The following is a 16,355-nucleotide window of genomic DNA, read 5'->3' on the forward strand; positions in this document are numbered from 1 at the left end:
AAACCGGTAATTCGCTAATTGAATTACCGGAAGTGTTATTTCAGACTAACTTTTTCAATCAATTACCACTGGTAGCTCACGAAGAACTTCGCGTTACGACCATCCTGCGGCACACCTTGCGGTGCGTAATATTCTTTTTCAAATGCGTTACCCAGCACCACCGTGGTGGTCACGCCTTTAAATTGTTCCTGACCTTTATAGCTGACATAGAAATCATTGACGCCATAGCCGGGCTGGCGTTTGCCGGTGCTTAATGGCTGAGAGCGGTCAGCAAAGGTGGCAATCCAACCCACAGCAAAACCACTGTTAGCCACGGGAACATCTAGGGTGCTGGTGACCGTATCCGGGTTAATGGATTCGAGCCATTTATTGGTGTCCTGGTTTTTACCGCGCGTGCGGTTATAGGCCAGATCCCAGTTAAACAGGGCGGTTTTGTAGCTCATAGTGGCATCCCAGCCCCAGATTTTTGCTCTGTCGATATTTGCCGACGTGGTGGTCATGGCGGCCATATCCACCTTGGTATCGATGTAATCTTTGGCATTGGTATCGAAGTAACTGGCCTTGAATTGCAGGTCATCTTCGGCCATCAACAGGTCACTAAAGCGCAGACCAAAACCGTATTCCTGGGTTTCGTTGGTTTCTGGTTTCAGATTAGGGTTCGGTACCCAGAAGTTGGTGATGTATCTTCCGCCACCGATAGGAATGGAGAAGTGTTTCGAATCGTTGTACATCTCGCCCATGGTTGGAGCGCGGAAAGCCTGAGCATAAGAACCGAACAGCATCAGCCAGTCAGTCGGTGTCACGGTGAGCGCGCCGCGTGATGACCATTTATCGGCATCGACATCGGCGTAGCCTTCACTGCTACCGCGATAGTTGTCATAGCGGGTACCGGCCAAAATGGACACCGGCAGGTCACGCAGGGTGATTTCATCTTGCAGCCAGCCGGAGCCAAAGCGAATATCGGCTTGTGGGAAGCTTTCAGTCGCGCCACCCGGCGTTTGTTCTTGTTTGTAAGCTTCTGTGCCGTAAGTCAGCAAGTGTGAGGCGAAGCTATCGGTGAACAGGCGGGTGCGGTTTTCCAGCTTGCCACCTTCGGTGGTTTGCTTGCGCCCCTCTTCTGGCGTGCCCTGTGGCCGCGCATTGATTTCCACTTCGGAGTAGTAAACCTGCGCCGTGGCATTCAGCCATTCTTGATCAAGGGGCTTAATGTTGTATTTAAGCTGAGCATCTTTTTGAATTGTCGAGCGATTTGTCATGACGTTAGAGCTGGACGCCGCGCTGGTTTGCGGGTTTTTTGGCTCTATTGCATTGTTGTTGTAATAGCGCAGATTGGTACTCAATGACTGAGTCTGGTCAATGCGCCAGGTGCCTTTTGCCAGCACATTACTGATGGTTTCATCATTCGGTGCATTAAAACCATCACTCTGACGAATGTTGCCGATATCGCGAGTACCAAAGGAGAGAATACCATCGACATCATCGGTGCGACCGTAGGCACTGGCACCCAGCCCGAAGCTGTGATCGCCAGTGGCGGCAGAGCTGTAAACCCGATAACCGGTATTTTGGCCCGGCTGCAAGAGATCGGCGGCATCGACAGTTTCATAAGAGATTACCCCGCCCAGTGCGCCGCTGCCATACAGCAAGGCGGATGGGCCACGCACCACTTCAATACGTTTTACCAGCGCCGGATCGAGGAAAGTGGAGTTCAGGTGGCCGGTATCAGTCCCTTGGCGAATACCATCAACCAAGGTAAGGACGCCTTGTTTGCCGTAGCCACGCAGTGTGACGTCTTGCCCGTTAACCCGCCCGCTCCCCGTGACGGTCAGCCCCGGAATATTGCGCAGCATGTCTGCGGCGGAGGTGGCGGTTTCACTGGTTGGCGTGTTGGCTTCAATCACCGTCACCATCATCGGCGCTTCAAAACTGCTGCGCTCGTTACCGGTCGCGGTAACGACCATGGGGTCGGCGGCATGTCTTTTGCTGTTGGTTTGAGTGGATGTAGGATCAGCAGCTTGAGCAGCAAAAGGCAGTGTGCAAGCGATTGCCAAACTGAGTGGGGACCAACGGAAACGGTCAGAAGTGAAACGAGGCATGTCGGCAATTCTCCATATTCTCTATGCAAAATAATATGCAAAAACAAATAGATAGCTTGCTGGCTGCCTTGATTAGAAAATCTGGGTGGCTTGCATTAATATCTTCAGCTTTCGGCGTCACAACACCGAGGAGCTTAGGTCTGTCGGTATGTTATTTAGTCAGAATCAGTTTTCCAGCCTTGGTCTGACGTAGCTGATAACATTCACCCTGATGGATAATAAAAGCGACACTGTGTTCTCCCAGCAGTTGCTCGCTGGTGATAGACAGCGGCTTACTGCCCGCGGGATGTATGGTCGTAGGCTCGTCGTTCCTTATAGGGGTTTTGTTCAACTGTTTATCCATATAACCATCATGGCAATGATAACCAATATCAATATGATAAGCATTATCAATCATATTGAATGTTACACCAAGACATATTTATTGTTAATTCATTTTTACTTTGCGAGCTAATCGTGGCCTGGCAGCTAATCAAGGTTCATAGCAGGTTGATTGGATAAGCAATAGTGGAGTCACCAACGACTCCACCACTTATTGATTACTGAAGGTTTTTATCTTTCAGGAATTTTGAGACCAGATCGGCGATTTCAACGTTATTCAAATCAGAGAAGGGGAAATAGTTGCTCACCGGCAAGCAGTTTGACGGTTTCCGCCACCCTATGCTGAATGGGGGCGATGACAGTTATAAAATGCTTCCCACCCCAAGCCAGTTGTCAGCGTTACAACACGTTATTAAAAGGGATATCAAATGCAACGTCATAACTGTATTGAAATACTTAAACAATTAAAGCTCACTGCAATGGCATCAAGCTTTGATGAAGTGGTTATTGATAGTAATGTTCAGTCGGTGATTGGGGTAACGTTTGTCTATCAATAGCAGGTGCTTTTCGTCACCGTCATGAGTGACACAATCCCTTTTTCTGACCAGACAGAGACCGGACGTAGTTTGGCGGTGATGAAGCCCATCAAAGAAGTAAGCATGTTAGAGATACTATCTATATGCCAGTTTAGGGTCTGCAGGTACCGGCACCGTGTCCGGAGGATTAAGTGTGCCGTCAGGGGGAAATGTTCAGGCTGAATGGAAGAGGCTGAGTGGTGGTAACTGTGGCCAAGACGACCAGAAATCTACCGGAACTCCCAGAAAGCAAAAAACCAGCCCTTAGGCTGGTTTCTTTAAATATGGTGCCGGACTCGGAATCGCCCTTTGATATTATCTTCATGTAATATAACTATTTTATATAATTCGATTATTTTTGTGCCCACATTTGTACCCTCGCTAACTTTTGTGGCTTTTGCACAGGCTAGTATGGGAGAAAAGTTGTAGTAACCAAACAGCGATATGACTTGATGACAGTAGCATGTTAGGTGCAATACTTACACGCGAGTTGCCAGCATCTCTGGATAGTGCTTCGCCACAATATCATTCATATTATTCACTAAGTCTGATCGTTTAAAGACCAAGTGCGCTGATCCCTTCATGAAATATTTTATCGAAAAGTAATCGTCTTCATAAACTTTCGCTATATGCGGATTGGCACTGATATGCGCATAAAGCCGAGTTGTCACATCGCCACGGTTGTCAGGAATAGGTTTACTATCCAGCAGATAAAGCATTCGTTCCAAATCCGCCAACTGGTCTCGCCGGTAACCGTGGTTCAGGGTAAAGCCCCATTGGTTGCAACTGACTAGGTTGCTAATGATTATTTTTTTGCCAAATTGGCATGGACTGTTGGTTTTAAAGTGCCAGGATAATCCTTTGAATAAATTGATGACCCCGCGTTCAAATACGTCGCCCTTCTGCTGGTGGAGTTGCTCAAAGGTACTGAGTATGTTGGCTTCGTTGATGGCAGGAATATTATCTCCCTCAAGGTTTCTGTACCACTGGTCACGGGCTTGGGCATCCATCAGGCTCAGCATCCCCGATTTCAACATCAGATCTCGCCATATACTGCGATCGAGATTGCAGGTAATCGCTTTCATGCCCGTTTCTGTTTTCTCCATGAGCCAGCTGCCGCAGCGGAAGTCTTGTCGCATGGCCCAGTCTCTTGCCACTCCACCGCCAATGCTGTGGGTGATGGCCGAAATATCCTCAAGCTGGTGGATAAGGGCTTCAATCTACACCAGCGCAGTGTTACGCACGGTGATGATACGTTCAATGCTGGTGGAGCAAATCACATCGGTGTGGCCGGTTAGAACCTGCGGCTCGTTGATAACTGCGCTGAGTGAAGTAGACATCGTAGGAACTCCATAAAAGCAAAACGCCAACTCTTGTTGTTGGCGTCGAGGAAGAGGGATGTTTCAGGTGCCAGTGCCTGCCGTTCAAGACAGTTCTTGATACACCGCGATATAGACATAGCCGTGACTACCCAGCGTATCCGCTTCACAGACAAATTCCCCGTGCCGGACCGTAAGGCACTGCTGACGGCGTGGATCCAGCGCTCCGGACAGCAGTTGCGATTCTAGTTTGGTTATCAGCGCGGGAAACGCTGCATCAAGAACCTGAGTGGCTTGAGGGGAAAAGGTGCCGACAATGTGGGCTCTGTCGCTCAGAAAATGCAGATGCGTTCCCTCCTGAACCAGTCGGGCCCCTAACCGCGGCGTAATATCACGTTTCAGGCCCCATGTTGGGGAAGTCGTAATGTGGTTATTCATGTTAACGGTCTCTATTGAATAGGATTGAGGGACTCGGTTGGGTACAGCAACGTTGGCGGAAAATGCGCACGCCACAGACCTGCGGCCTGGCGAGCACGGGCGATATCGCCCTTACTCAGCATCGGGTCTTGTACCAGTGCGCTGAACCCGTTACGACCAATTCGCACTAATGCATACTTCTCAACCAGTGTGTTGATGGTGTCGCCGACTGAAATCCCTTGTTCTATCTGCTGTGTAATAATCTGTTCATCGTGATAGGGCGTATCGTTGAGGCTCAGGCCATAGTGGTGCTCCAGCAGAAAAGCGAGCAGTTGCTGATAAATAACAGGCACGGGCAATGCATCCTGCGCTGTGGCGCGTGGTTTCATGGGGATGTTCTCAATGTGGATAATGCGGGATACGTCAGGAAACGAACGGGGGTATCACCAGTCGAATGTGGCGAAACCGGGCAACACATCCCCCAGGGCATCAATATGCAGGTAGGTTAGCCCATGGCGTTTCATTAATGTGGTGACCAGACGGCGGCAGGCTTTGGAGAGGCCCAACTGTCGGAGTCGCAATACCGGGTGGTTCCAGGCATTAAGTCGAATCAGATAGCCTGTGCCGGTAAAATGGATCCATTCGCCATCGCTGAATGCCACCTGACAATGGGATATCCGGTACAGCAGCGCATTGTCGTCCTCGGTGATATGTGCGGTACTGCATTGCCGACCGCGAAGGGTCAGGATGTGGGTTTGTTGGATAGTCGTTAACATGGCAGCCACCCCAACTCGGCTAACGAAATCGGCTCGCTTTCACCGATAATCAGGTGGTCCAGTACACGGATGTCGACCATGTTCAGCGCATTAACCAGCCGGGTAGTCAGTGTACGGTCAGCCTGGCTCGGAGTGGGGTCTCCGGCCGGATGATTGTGGGCGATGACAACGGCAGCACAGCGGTGGTGCAGTGCCCGAATAACGATTTCGCGGGGGTAAACTGTGGTGGCATTAAAGGTGCCGACAGAAACGGTTTCACTGGCCATCAAGCGGTGGCGGTTGTCCAAAAAGAGCACCATAAAACACTCCCGCCCCTGAGGGCGAAGATGGAGTTGCAGCCAGGCTTTCACTGCCTCGGGTGAGGTCAAGGTATAGGGCCGGTGTCGGAGTTGGGTTTCCAGTATCGCCAGTGCCTGGCTGATAATCTGTTGCTGGGCAAAAGGCAAGGTGGGGAGTGAAGCACGCATAGGCTGATGTGGCATGGGGGAACTCCTGCTTGTCAGTCAATCAAGTCAAAAATGGCCTGGCTTTCAGGGTGTTGTAAGGCATATTCGCGTAATCGGTAAAAGTGGTCGGTCATGGCCTCACTCTCGGTGTGGCAGGCATGGTGACTGTAAGCCATCAGGCAGGCGATGATACCGGCAGCTTCACGACTGACAGTGGCACCATTGCCATTGAGCGCGTTAAACAACACATAGTCTTGCTCCGTGCCCGGCACCATAAATGCCCCACAGTTACTGAGCGTGTAAAAGTCCCAGAAGTCGCCGTGGTAGTCGTCACACAACCGGTCCAGCCAACGAAAAAACTGTGGTTCAATCAACGCCCATTTGGGTACCTGACCAAAGTGTTTTGCCCAGAAATGGATGCGTTGCGCATCAGAAACCTGGGTGGCTATGAGTGTGTTTGTTTCGGTATTGAGGGGGCTGTTCATGAGAAAAATCCTTGTACCATAATCGGTTAATAACAAAACAGGCCCCACCGGAAAACCGGGGGAACCTGTTTGTGGGGGGGATAAAAGTGAGTAAGTACTTACCGGGGAGTGCGTTTAGGTACGATTAATTATCAGTCGTGTGATGACAGAGATCGGTGAAAATCAGTTGCAGTTGGGGGCAGGATTGCGCGTAGCCATTGGCATCAAAACAGGCAGGCCAGTCATTGTTTTCGCTAATCAACCGGCACTGGCTGGTTTCACCGGGTCGGTAATACAGATTGCTGCACCAGGCACAGATATCATCGTCTGATATCGAACGGTAGCCAGGTTTGTTGTCCAATGGCTCTGGATGTTCGTCTGCCTGTCGTGCGTCGGCGGGAACATGTTGCATCAAGTCACTGCCTGTTTAAGTTGCTCCGCCATCACCCACAATGCGCGGTTCAGCTTGATATCGCCATCAATCCCATTCACTGCGCGGGTTTGTGCCCGTTTGCCTGTGGCGCTGCGACCCGATAATCCCCCTTTGCTCAGGTTTTCTTGCACACGCTGAAAAGTTGTCCATAGGTCATCTTTTTTATCTTCCCACCGTCGAGGCATCAGGATTTGGGACTCCGTGACGGGATGGTGCTCCTCACCGTAACGGTAGGTCAGTGCAGCATGGGCCAGTGCATGCTGGTGCTCCGCTGACAGCATTAATGCCTGCATACCTTCACGTTGTTCTGCTACCCGGTCAAAAATCCCCAGCACTTCATACGCGCCTTCGATCACCTTATCCACTATATCGCCTTTGTGTGGCACACGAATATCGCCAAAAGACTCACCACAGATTAAACCATTCGCACAGACTGCACGAAACATGCCGGGGATTAATTGGTGGCTACTGCTGCCATCGTGGCTGTTCAACATAATAATTTCAGGCACTTGTTGACCGGCTATCTGAGTGACGCGCCGCAAACGCAGCATGTGTTTAGTGTAATCACGTTTCTCGGGGTCCCGTACCCGGGTCTGGCAGGCAAAGAACGGCACAAACCCTTCTTCGCGCAATTTATCCAATAAGGTAATAGTGGGAATGTACGTGTATCGGGCACTGCGGGAGACATGCTTGTCTTCGCCAAAGACGCTGGGGACATAGTAGGCCAGTTCATCATGGGTCAGAGGGCGGTCGCGGCGAACAGAGTTCACCCGGCCAAAACGGGAGGCTAAACGGGTCATCGTTAATTCCTTATTGGGAGATTAAAAACAAAAAGCCCATGCGTCCCGAAGGAGGCATGGCCTGGTGTGTAGTGGCGGTGTTGCGTGAGGGCAGAGGTCTGGCAAATACGAGCCTGAACCAGATTACGATGGCTTGTTTCCGACAACCGAAATCGGCAGTGGCTGGTAATATTGTGGGTCGAATACAGACAGTGGCAGGTCAGACTTATAGCCGCTGCGCTCTTCAGTTGCCTTCATGATTTCAACAGCACTGACGTTTTCGACACATTCATGTTCCAGAAATGCTTCCTGAGAGCGGGTCGCATTGCTGTCACCAAAGGGGGCGACTTCCATTGTGCCCATCGCCAGCGTGTTGCCAGCGTTGTCTTTCAACCGCAGTGAAACAGCCAGTTGGCCGAATCCCACACCGCTGTCGCCATTATCCAGGCGGAACTGATATACACAGATATTACCGGGAGTCCAAATTGTATCGGTGTTGCGGATGCTGATATAGCGTTGTTCATCCGCATAAGCGGATGACAGATGGCACAGCATTAAACCGGCGATGACAGGTAAAACTTTAGCAAATTGGCTCATTGGTGGCGCTCCTGATTTTGAGGCAAATAAACTTTGCCCATTTCCTTGCCGTCGTGAGAGTAGACGACATATTTCTCACTGGTATAGCGGTCGGTTTCCTCGCGAAAGCTCAGGGTGATGTTGTCTGCGAGACACAGAGATGCCATCAGCGGCTGAACTGTCTTTTCTCGCATATCGGCAAGATAGTAATAATTCCCTGCCTTACATCCTTCCGGCGATTTGCGGGTTTTAATCACCGTGTATTGCGGCGTTCCAAAAGCGTCTTTCTTCACCCACTGATTATCAATGTCCGCTTGTGTTGATACTACATCGGTAAAGCGGGGTGCCGTCAGGTCTTTAAACCCGGCAATGGCTTTCACTTCGGCATTGTCTTTGTTATCACAGCCGGAGAGCAGCGCAGACAGTCCCAGAATCAATACTACTGTAACCTTATGATAATCCTTACTCACTTTTCTATTCCTTTCTTCCCAAGGGATTGCCTCAACAATTACCGGTACGGCGACACAGCTCAGCCAGGCTCTGCTGTGCCACCCATTGCTGCAGTTCCCGATCGTTTTCCGAGCGTTTAGCCGCCAGCGCGGCTTGCTGTTGTTTATTCGTACAGTTATCAGGCATGACCATGATGACTTTCGGGGCTATCTGCTGCCTGACTTTTGCAATTTTAGCCTTAAGAACATCATCAGTATCGTGAACCGCTGGCCACGAAGGGCGAATCAGATCATCAATAGCCTTATCTCGTACTGAGGATTGGTTATCAATGATGGCGAAATAACATCCTTCTCCTTTATCTTCTCCCTGGTAAACCGTTTCAATATCGTTGTAAGTTTCACCAGCAGGATTCAGTTTTAGTTGACGAATAGTGTGGGTTTTCTTGTCGGCCAGGAAAATGGCACCACCACCCCGAACGCGTAGCAGGAACTGTTTCGTCCAGGGGTAGTTATCAATCACGCTGGCCTGATAGAGCATATTGTGCAATGTGTTGTCATCCATGCCATCGGCAGATTTCCAGCCGTCAGCCTGCATGTACTGCCAGGCCTTGACAGAGCCAACGATATTTCCGGCATCAGCCGGAGAAACAGCGCCCAGGAAAATGCTGGCGGACAGGATTGTAGTAGTCAGTAATTTCATCGTGGTTATTCCTTCTGAGGTATAAGCCCGTCGTCAGTTGCGACAAGCAATGAATGAAAAAAGCGAAAGTGGGGTAAAGCCTGAAGAAAATCCGGGTGAGAGAGGATGTCGCGCATCGCCATATCTGGAGCGAAGCTGCCGTTGTGGAGCGTGACTGCCCGAATATCCGCCAGCGGAAACACGGCAATCCGGGCCTGATGCTCACCCGTCAGATACCATTCGCCCTCACGTAGAACCAGGCGATAGGGAGCAAGGTCTGTGCAACGACAACCGCTTCCCAGTAGCGTCACCTTCCGGTGTTCCGATACCGCGCTCACCAGTTGGGTGAATATGCCCGAGTCTGGGGATGACAGCTGTGCTGCTCCCTGCCAGATAAGACAGGGAGACTCCCCGGCCCACTCAACAGTGAGGCGACCAGATGGTTATCCATATCAGGAAACAGTGCTTCAACCCCCGACTGGCGAGCAAATGTCATCACCGCCAGTTCCCGTTGGCGACTGCTGGACAACAAACGACACTGACCTTTGCGATACTCCAGGTCCAGATATATCAGACGTTCGCGAAAATCCCGCCGCAGGGTACGAACCGACATGCCAAACTCAGTTGCCAGCGTTTGCATGTTTAGCGTTTCACCCGCCACCAGGCGGCTGATAATCAACGATAATCGAACAGCAAGCCGGTCATGACGACGTTCAGCTTGAGTCATGAGACAGGTTCTCCGGTGAGATAATAAGTTGAAAATAAAGCGGTTATTTTAACGAGGGGGTGGGACAGGGAATGGACACCGAAAGACGTATTTTTTACTGTGGCCAATATCAGCCGTGGCGGGGCCTGAGGAGAAAACAGACCCCATTAGGTAAGTGATAAAACGTCAAAATGGACAGGGTATGTCCCGGTGATAATGGCAAATGAATCTGTTTAGAAGAAAATCCAGTCCCATACTGCGCGGGCAACGGATACCACAGTATCGCGGATTGTTCGAATGACCACTTTGAGTGGTGCGGGAATGAATGACGCCGATCCAGCTGAATCAAAGACCTCTCCCACCGCATCACCAAAGCGCTCACGCGCCTGCTTTTTTACTGGTTCACTGCATAACCTCCCGTGCAACTGAGTTGCCAGTGGACTGGCGGCACGGTCAGGTAGGCAGCGCATCATCGTTTCTACCATTGGTGGCAGATTCCATTCAGTCCTGGCTGAGATGACACATACCGGATGATGCGGTGAAAATAGCTGGCGAATGGATTCTAGCCTTGCTTCAATATTCACCAACTGGTGCGGTGATGGCGCATTGCCAGTGACATACCATTCATGACTAGGTTCTATCTTGTCTGCCTGGTTAACGACAAACAGTACCCGCTGCTGGTAACCCGTCATCACTCGCCGGTAGAAACGTTCATCTACGGAGAACGCCCGATCGTCGGCTTTGATGACCCACAGAATGAGATCCAGCTCAGGGAGGATATTGCGATACAGAGATTCATATTCGCTATCCCGTTGCTCACTCTCACCTACACCGGGTAGGTCTACCAGTATCAGGCTGTGGTCGCCACTGCTCAGCCGCAATCGCAGTACGTCACGGGTGCAGGCATCGACATCACTGACGGGCGTGACCTCGCTCTGGAACAATGCGTTACACAGCGACGACTTACCCACTCCTGTCTTACCCATGATGCCGATGACTGGCTCGTAGTGAGTGAGCTTTTGAATATGGTCAAGAATATGTTTTCTAATGGCATGGGGGAGTGACGCCAGCGGCTTTTCGATGGCCTGCAGACCTTCTGATTTTTTCATGAAACGACCTCAGACAGAAAAACAAAAAAACCGAGCCAGGAAGGCTTCGGGGGTGATTCACTGGGATAATATCTGTCTGAAATTATTTTGATTTAACTTTTTCTTTTGATTTCTTTTCTGATGATTTTTTTTGTGACCACGCCCGACTCATTTTACTGATGAAATCTTGCTTATCACCGATTACAAGTGGAGACCAATTATCCAGACAAGATATCAGCATTTGATATCTCATCTCCCCATCAAAAGGCTCAAAATATGGAGGGATAAAATTTTTATTCTTGAGATAAGTCCACAAATATATAACCTGATCGTCGTCTTTAGCATCTATCCAGTCAAAGTCAGTCAAAAACTCATTATAATTTCTCTGCCATCTGTTATTAAGTTCAGCAATATAATTTCTCTTCCTTTTTAGTGAGACAGGAGCATCATCTATGTGACGCATGATCTCACCAATTAATTCTCGACCAGTAAGAGGGCTGGTATTTATTTTTTCATGAGGTGGTGTGATACAGTTGCAATATGAAAATAGAATGTCGAGTTTATCACTATCACTATTATTATTTTTTAGCTCGAGACCATGACCTAATCCAGTACTTTCCTGATGAACCGATATTGTAGAATCATCAAAGTGTAACGTGCGATTATCCTTGTATTTATTTATACCTGAAGCCGCATTAATCTCCTCTAAGGCTGCGTAAGCCTCCTCAATAAGCATGCTTTCTCGAAGTAGTTCACCTCGGGCACTTTCATCGTCAGCGATACAATTCACACAAATATACAAAAGCGCAAACCATGCAGCCCTTGGAGTAGCAGACAAACGACGGAAGTAGATTTTATCAATGAGCAGCTCTTCTGCTACCTGTTGCAAATGAGTAACAAAGTAGCTTTGAGTGGCACCGCTTAACAAATACTCCCCGATTTCATTTTCAACTATTGCTTTCCACTGCTGCCAGGTATCACAACGCAACTCATCCCAGAGCGAATCATTACTGTTCCTTAGTACGCCAGCACTGTCATGTGGGGTGTAAATGAAACCAGATCGGAGCAACCTGATAATCATAATGTCAGTTCTGACTGCGTCGTAATACAACATTTAGCCTCCTAATGTTGCGGGAAAAAACAAACTCGAAAGGGACTCCAGGGATCACTTATGACTAAAAAAACATCATCTATTGCTGATTTCCCACTGAAAAAATAATGATATTCTACTGAATTTACAGTGATTTTTTCATGATGTATAGCTGTAGGTTTTCAGAGACTAAGTCTGCAAATTATGCACGCTGCAACCTTAAGTGATGTGGTGCGAGGATCCAATCATTCAGTCACCTAGACTTACGGCATTTCTCATGAGTTCCCTTAACGTGAGTCTATGTTACTAAATCGCCGAAATGTGGATCTCTTAGCATAGGTTGTACCTCGTTAACCCCTAATTTTACGTCCGGCCCAGTAACCATTACGCATTATAGTCGTCTGCTTTGCAAAACGTCATTCCTTTGATGAGGCGATAGCGATGCAGTGAACCTTAACAGAAAGCTCTGGATGCCTGAGAATAAATGCATGGCTGCTTGGAGTCTGTGGTAGCAGCTTGTACGCAGCGTACTAACAGAGGTCAACAGTCCTCTACTTTTTTACGCCATACCCGGTTGGTATGCCGAAGCACGTGGTCGTTATCAAACATCACGAGTCCGGCTTACCTTTCTTAACCGGAGAATCGAATAATGAACACCCATACTTCTCTTTTAGAAGACCAGTTTGTCAATATGGCATTTATCACCAGTCTGACTGGGTTAACAGATAAGTGGTTCTATAAGCTAATTAAAGATGATGTTTTCCCAAAACCAATAAAGATGGGTCGTAGCTCTCGCTGGTTAAAAAGCGAAGTTGAAGCCTGGCTTCAGGAACGTATTAATCAGTCCCGCAAATAGGCCTCTCCCCTAACTAAACTCGCAGCATGAAAATAACTATCCGACTACCCGGAGATTTTCTGCTGCCTGTCATTCATACCCGAGGAATATTTAAACCATGAAAGATTATAAAACCCGTTATGAAGAGCTTCACAAATATTACCAGACCTGGCTGATGGATTTTACAAAGCTGGCCGTTCGCCAAGGTATGTGTCATCAGAATATTTATTACACCCATGCTCTGACCGTAGGATGTCTGCAATTTCCTGGGAAAGACCCGGTTATTGCGATTGTTCCGCAATGCCTGCACCGGATCATTTACGGTAAAACATCGGCAGCATCATTATCCCTTGAGGACGACCTGAGCGTTAGTTTATGTACGCAGGAACATTTACTCGTCCATCACCCCATGCTGGAGGGTATTTTACTTTCCGAATGTGTCCGTTTAAAACAACGTTCACTGGCAAATAAACTCACCAGCCTGTTTCAGCAATTCAGAGGAACTGAGCTCCGTCTCAAGCTTGTCTGGCTGTGCTGGTATGATTTGATGCTGGGAAATAGTCTTGCTGACTGGATTGAAAATCTGACGTTAAAATCAGGCGAGGAGGTCAATAACTGGGTTAATGACCGGCAGACTGAGAACCACAGGCTCACCAGCATGATGGATGAGTATGTCTCATTTGCCTACCGCACTGTACTCGATCCGCTGATTTAAGCCACTCGACATGCTGACGGGGTAGACCGCCATTCCAGGGTAAAGGCATATTATATGGAACAGCTAACTTCGGAGTTATTTTAGCTAATAAATCAGTGTGTTAAGCGGTATGGTGTAAGGTTCAGTGAACGTACGTGAGTGTCGGATAGGTAATATATACCTATTATCAGTATGGGCATCCATATGTCTGTTAAGTATGTACCTAATAATCTATTAATATCCATATTATACAGCTGCTTAAATAAATACCTAAATGAGCATAATGCTGTAATCATCTGAGCCATATGCTGAACAACAAACAACGCCTGTAATCAATATCCCTATCAGCGTTACTCCCTAAATCTCCCAATCACTATGCCTGTCTGTGTTTCAGGAAGGCAGTACTATGCCTGTCTGTGTTTCAGGAAGGCAGTACTATGCCTGCTGTTTCCCGACAGGTGGAGGAAACTATTATGTTTTTGTTCGATGACATCATCCACCCAATGGTAGTGGACCAACGCCATGAACCTTTCAACGAGAAATATCTACAGCGTATCGAAGGGGTACTCTGTAACGCACTGCAGGACCATCCACAAACCACGGTTATCAGGGTGGATTTACACTTACCGGAAGCCGGAGATGTGGGTGACAGTATTGTCAGTGATGCTGACTTAAGCCCGGGGCTAATGTCCCGCTTTATCGACTCACTGAAAGCTCAGATAGTCGCTTACCGACAAAGAAAAGCCAGGGAAGGTAAACGCTGCCATCGCTCTTCAGTTCGCTACGTCTGGGTGCTGGAGCAACCGGAACTGGGTGGCAAGAAGCATTATCACATGGCCCTCTTCGTCAACACAGACACGTTCAATGCTCTGGGAAGCTACGGCGAGCAGGGGAAAGGTCTGGCCTCTCTTGTTCAGAACGCCTGGCTAAGTGCAATGAATAAGCGTGACTGGCCTGAATATTTGACGCTGGTACACTTTGTTGATAATCCTCTGGCTTTCCTGGAGCTCAATAAGCCGGAGTTCATGGGTAAACTGGATGCACTGACTTTCCGTCTGAGTTACATGGCAAAGCATCGTACCAAACGCTACAGCAGCGCAGAACGCTCATTTGGTTGCAGCCAGTACTGAGACGTTACCATAACGACCGGCTCTGTGAGATGGGCCAGTACTCAGCCCGGCCTCTCGATTTAATTACGTGGTATTCCCTTCTTTTGACTGGCGCTATTTTCAACTCAGACAGAGGTTTCCCACGGAATGACTTAATGAAAGACTGACCAATACGCAGCGAACCAACCCTGTGCTCTGGGCAGCAACTGATCACTACCCACGACTGGTACCGTTTCGGTGACCATTACCCCCCCTTCACCAAAATAAAAAATAGCGCTTTCACTGATGGGCGAGAACATGCCCTGCAACCTCGTATGACAGTGGTGAGTTTTCCGACACCAGCATGTTTTTATTGATATTTACATTTTTAATTGATCGGTAGTAACGATCGATAGTATATTATCGATCGTTATATTCTATCAATAAAGGGGTGGCGATAACATGATGGGTAACAAGGACAGTCGATTCTTTAAGCGTTTATGCCTGTCGTTGTGACAATAGCTCTGTTGTCAGAGCCTGGACCCCGAGGTGTTATCACTGCCCATGACTCTACTCACAAGGAAATGTCATGATATTCAATAAAACGTTGCTGTCGGGTTTACTGGTACTGGTGTCTGCCTCTGTAGTCGCCGCCCCTGAAAACGGGGTCTACCTTTCGGGTAAGGTGGGGGTGGGGATAATGAATCTCGGTAATCAATCCCTGAGCTATGCATCAGACGGGAGCTCGGATGATTTTGGTCGTCAACGTGACAGTAATTTTGCAGGCTCTCTGGCGGCGGGTTACGATTTTTACTCGCAGTTCAATGCGCCGGTGCGTGTGGAGTTGGAATATACCGGTTACGGGAAAGCCCATTCCAATAACAGCCTGACTTACAATCAAGCCTCCTGGGGCTATCCCGACTTTGAAGGCAAAACAGAGAACAGCCTCGAGGTTCAACTCCAGACCGTGCTGATGAATGCCTACTGGGATATGCGTAACAGCACCCCCTTCACGCCGTGGGTTTCTGCCGGGATTGGGGTCAGTCATCTGTCGTTGGACCACCATACAGTCGATACCGATACCCAAATCAGTACGGGTATCGTTGATGGTTCGGTAAGAAGCGGTAACCACTCCGGCAGTACGACCAACTTTGCCTGGACGGTGGGGGTGGGGGTTAACTGGGCCATCATGGATAACGTGAGTATGGACCTGAGTTACCGTTACCTCGATGCCGGAGATGTTGAAGCAAATTACACGACCCCTAAGGGAAGTGGTAAAACAGCGAAAGTTTCGGTGACGTCGAATGATGTTATGCTGGGTGTACGGTATGCCTTCTAAGTAATCATACTCTGCTGTGCCCTGAGTTAGCGCACAGTGAATTCAGGCACTGCGTCAGCGCCTCACCAGGGTCATTATCGACGCAGTCCACCTGAACAACAGCCAGATAAATCGGTTTTTTCTCTTAACGTTACCTGATTAATTATCACCGCAGCACCGACGAGTTGACCCGGTCAACGACTCAATAA

At 48.8% G+C, this 16,355-nt stretch carries 19 protein-coding genes and 2 pseudogenes; 5 read left to right on the forward strand and 16 right to left on the reverse strand.

Annotated features, from left to right (window positions below):
* Positions 1–62 precede the first annotated feature (62 nt).
* Positions 63–2,093 (reverse strand): TonB-dependent hemoglobin/transferrin/lactoferrin family receptor, encoded by a 2,031-nt coding sequence (locus OP863_RS01710; protein WP_145591754.1) that lies wholly within the window; start codon positions 2,091–2,093, stop codon positions 63–65.
* Between the two features lie 151 nt (positions 2,094–2,244).
* Positions 2,245–2,436, reverse strand: a complete 192-nt coding sequence (hemP, locus tag OP863_RS01715; protein WP_162472791.1) for a hemin uptake protein HemP — start codon at positions 2,434–2,436, stop codon at positions 2,245–2,247.
* 406 nt (positions 2,437–2,842) lie between these two features.
* On the opposite strand from hemP, the gene OP863_RS01720 reads away from it, so the two are divergent.
* Positions 2,843–2,971, forward strand: a complete 129-nt coding sequence (locus tag OP863_RS01720) for a hypothetical protein (RefSeq protein WP_271301906.1) — start codon at positions 2,843–2,845, stop codon at positions 2,969–2,971.
* A 497-nt stretch (positions 2,972–3,468) separates the two neighbouring features.
* On the opposite strand, the pseudogene OP863_RS01725 reads toward OP863_RS01720, so the two are convergent.
* From OP863_RS01725 to OP863_RS01790, 14 genes and pseudogenes are all read right to left on the reverse strand, one after another.
* A pseudogene (locus OP863_RS01725) lies at positions 3,469–4,329 on the reverse strand (DUF4942 domain-containing protein).
* An 84-nt stretch (positions 4,330–4,413) separates the two neighbouring features.
* Positions 4,414–4,746, reverse strand: a complete 333-nt coding sequence (locus OP863_RS01730) for a type IV toxin-antitoxin system YeeU family antitoxin (RefSeq protein WP_265525812.1) — start codon at positions 4,744–4,746, stop codon at positions 4,414–4,416.
* A gap of 11 nt (positions 4,747–4,757) precedes the next feature.
* Positions 4,758–5,114: a TA system toxin CbtA family protein gene (locus OP863_RS01735; RefSeq protein ID WP_265525813.1), complete on the reverse strand. Its 357-nt coding sequence runs from the start codon at positions 5,112–5,114 to the stop codon at positions 4,758–4,760.
* Between the two features lie 54 nt (positions 5,115–5,168).
* Positions 5,169–5,501, reverse strand: a complete 333-nt coding sequence (locus tag OP863_RS01740; protein WP_265525814.1) for a DUF5983 family protein — start codon at positions 5,499–5,501, stop codon at positions 5,169–5,171.
* Complete coding sequence (radC, locus tag OP863_RS01745) at positions 5,495–5,968, reverse strand: RadC family protein (protein ID WP_265526217.1); 474 nt, start codon at positions 5,966–5,968, stop codon at positions 5,495–5,497. The genes OP863_RS01740 and radC overlap by 7 nt, the downstream gene beginning before the upstream one ends.
* A gap of 32 nt (positions 5,969–6,000) precedes the next feature.
* On the reverse strand, positions 6,001–6,432 hold the full coding sequence (locus OP863_RS01750) for an antirestriction protein (protein WP_265525815.1): 432 nt from the start codon (positions 6,430–6,432) through the stop codon (positions 6,001–6,003).
* A 124-nt stretch (positions 6,433–6,556) separates the two neighbouring features.
* On the reverse strand, positions 6,557–6,823 hold the full coding sequence (locus OP863_RS01755; protein ID WP_265525816.1) for a hypothetical protein: 267 nt from the start codon (positions 6,821–6,823) through the stop codon (positions 6,557–6,559).
* Positions 6,823–7,644 (reverse strand): DUF932 domain-containing protein, encoded by an 822-nt coding sequence (locus tag OP863_RS01760; protein ID WP_265525817.1) that lies wholly within the window; start codon positions 7,642–7,644, stop codon positions 6,823–6,825. The genes OP863_RS01755 and OP863_RS01760 overlap by 1 nt, the downstream gene beginning before the upstream one ends.
* Positions 7,645–7,767: 123 nt before the next feature.
* The gene (locus tag OP863_RS01765) at positions 7,768–8,220 is read right to left on the reverse strand and encodes an IrmA family protein (RefSeq protein WP_265525818.1); all 453 of its coding nucleotides are present in this window, start codon (positions 8,218–8,220) and stop codon (positions 7,768–7,770) included.
* On the reverse strand, positions 8,217–8,669 hold the full coding sequence (locus tag OP863_RS01770; RefSeq protein WP_025382926.1) for a YfjS/YafY family lipoprotein: 453 nt from the start codon (positions 8,667–8,669) through the stop codon (positions 8,217–8,219). The genes OP863_RS01765 and OP863_RS01770 overlap by 4 nt, the downstream gene beginning before the upstream one ends.
* Before the next feature lie 31 nt (positions 8,670–8,700).
* Positions 8,701–9,348, reverse strand: a complete 648-nt coding sequence (locus OP863_RS01775; RefSeq protein ID WP_050104448.1) for a hypothetical protein — start codon at positions 9,346–9,348, stop codon at positions 8,701–8,703.
* Positions 9,349–9,353: 5 nt separating this feature from the next.
* A pseudogene (locus OP863_RS01780) lies at positions 9,354–10,054 on the reverse strand (WYL domain-containing protein).
* A gap of 212 nt (positions 10,055–10,266) precedes the next feature.
* On the reverse strand, positions 10,267–11,142 hold the full coding sequence (locus tag OP863_RS01785) for a GTPase family protein (protein WP_265525819.1): 876 nt from the start codon (positions 11,140–11,142) through the stop codon (positions 10,267–10,269).
* A gap of 82 nt (positions 11,143–11,224) precedes the next feature.
* Complete coding sequence (locus tag OP863_RS01790; protein WP_265525820.1) at positions 11,225–12,235, reverse strand: hypothetical protein; 1,011 nt, start codon at positions 12,233–12,235, stop codon at positions 11,225–11,227.
* Between the two features lie 625 nt (positions 12,236–12,860).
* Here OP863_RS01790 and OP863_RS01795 point away from each other — a divergent pair.
* The 4 genes from OP863_RS01795 to OP863_RS01810 all read left to right on the forward strand — a co-directional run bounded on the left by OP863_RS01795 (position 12,861) and on the right by OP863_RS01810 (position 16,167).
* Complete coding sequence (locus OP863_RS01795; RefSeq protein ID WP_265525821.1) at positions 12,861–13,067, forward strand: helix-turn-helix transcriptional regulator; 207 nt, start codon at positions 12,861–12,863, stop codon at positions 13,065–13,067.
* Between the two features lie 97 nt (positions 13,068–13,164).
* The gene (locus tag OP863_RS01800; protein WP_265525822.1) at positions 13,165–13,761 is read left to right on the forward strand and encodes a hypothetical protein; all 597 of its coding nucleotides are present in this window, start codon (positions 13,165–13,167) and stop codon (positions 13,759–13,761) included.
* A 452-nt stretch (positions 13,762–14,213) separates the two neighbouring features.
* On the forward strand, positions 14,214–14,870 hold the full coding sequence (locus OP863_RS01805) for an inovirus Gp2 family protein (protein ID WP_265525823.1): 657 nt from the start codon (positions 14,214–14,216) through the stop codon (positions 14,868–14,870).
* A gap of 547 nt (positions 14,871–15,417) precedes the next feature.
* Entirely contained in the window at positions 15,418–16,167 is a 750-nt protein-coding gene (locus tag OP863_RS01810) for an outer membrane protein (protein ID WP_265525824.1), read from the forward strand.
* Positions 16,168–16,355: the final 188 nt, after the last annotated feature.

The sequence above is a fragment of the Yersinia sp. SCPM-O-B-9106 (C-191) genome, from assembly GCF_026183365.1.
Lineage (GTDB): Bacteria > Pseudomonadota > Gammaproteobacteria > Enterobacterales > Enterobacteriaceae > Yersinia > Yersinia rochesterensis.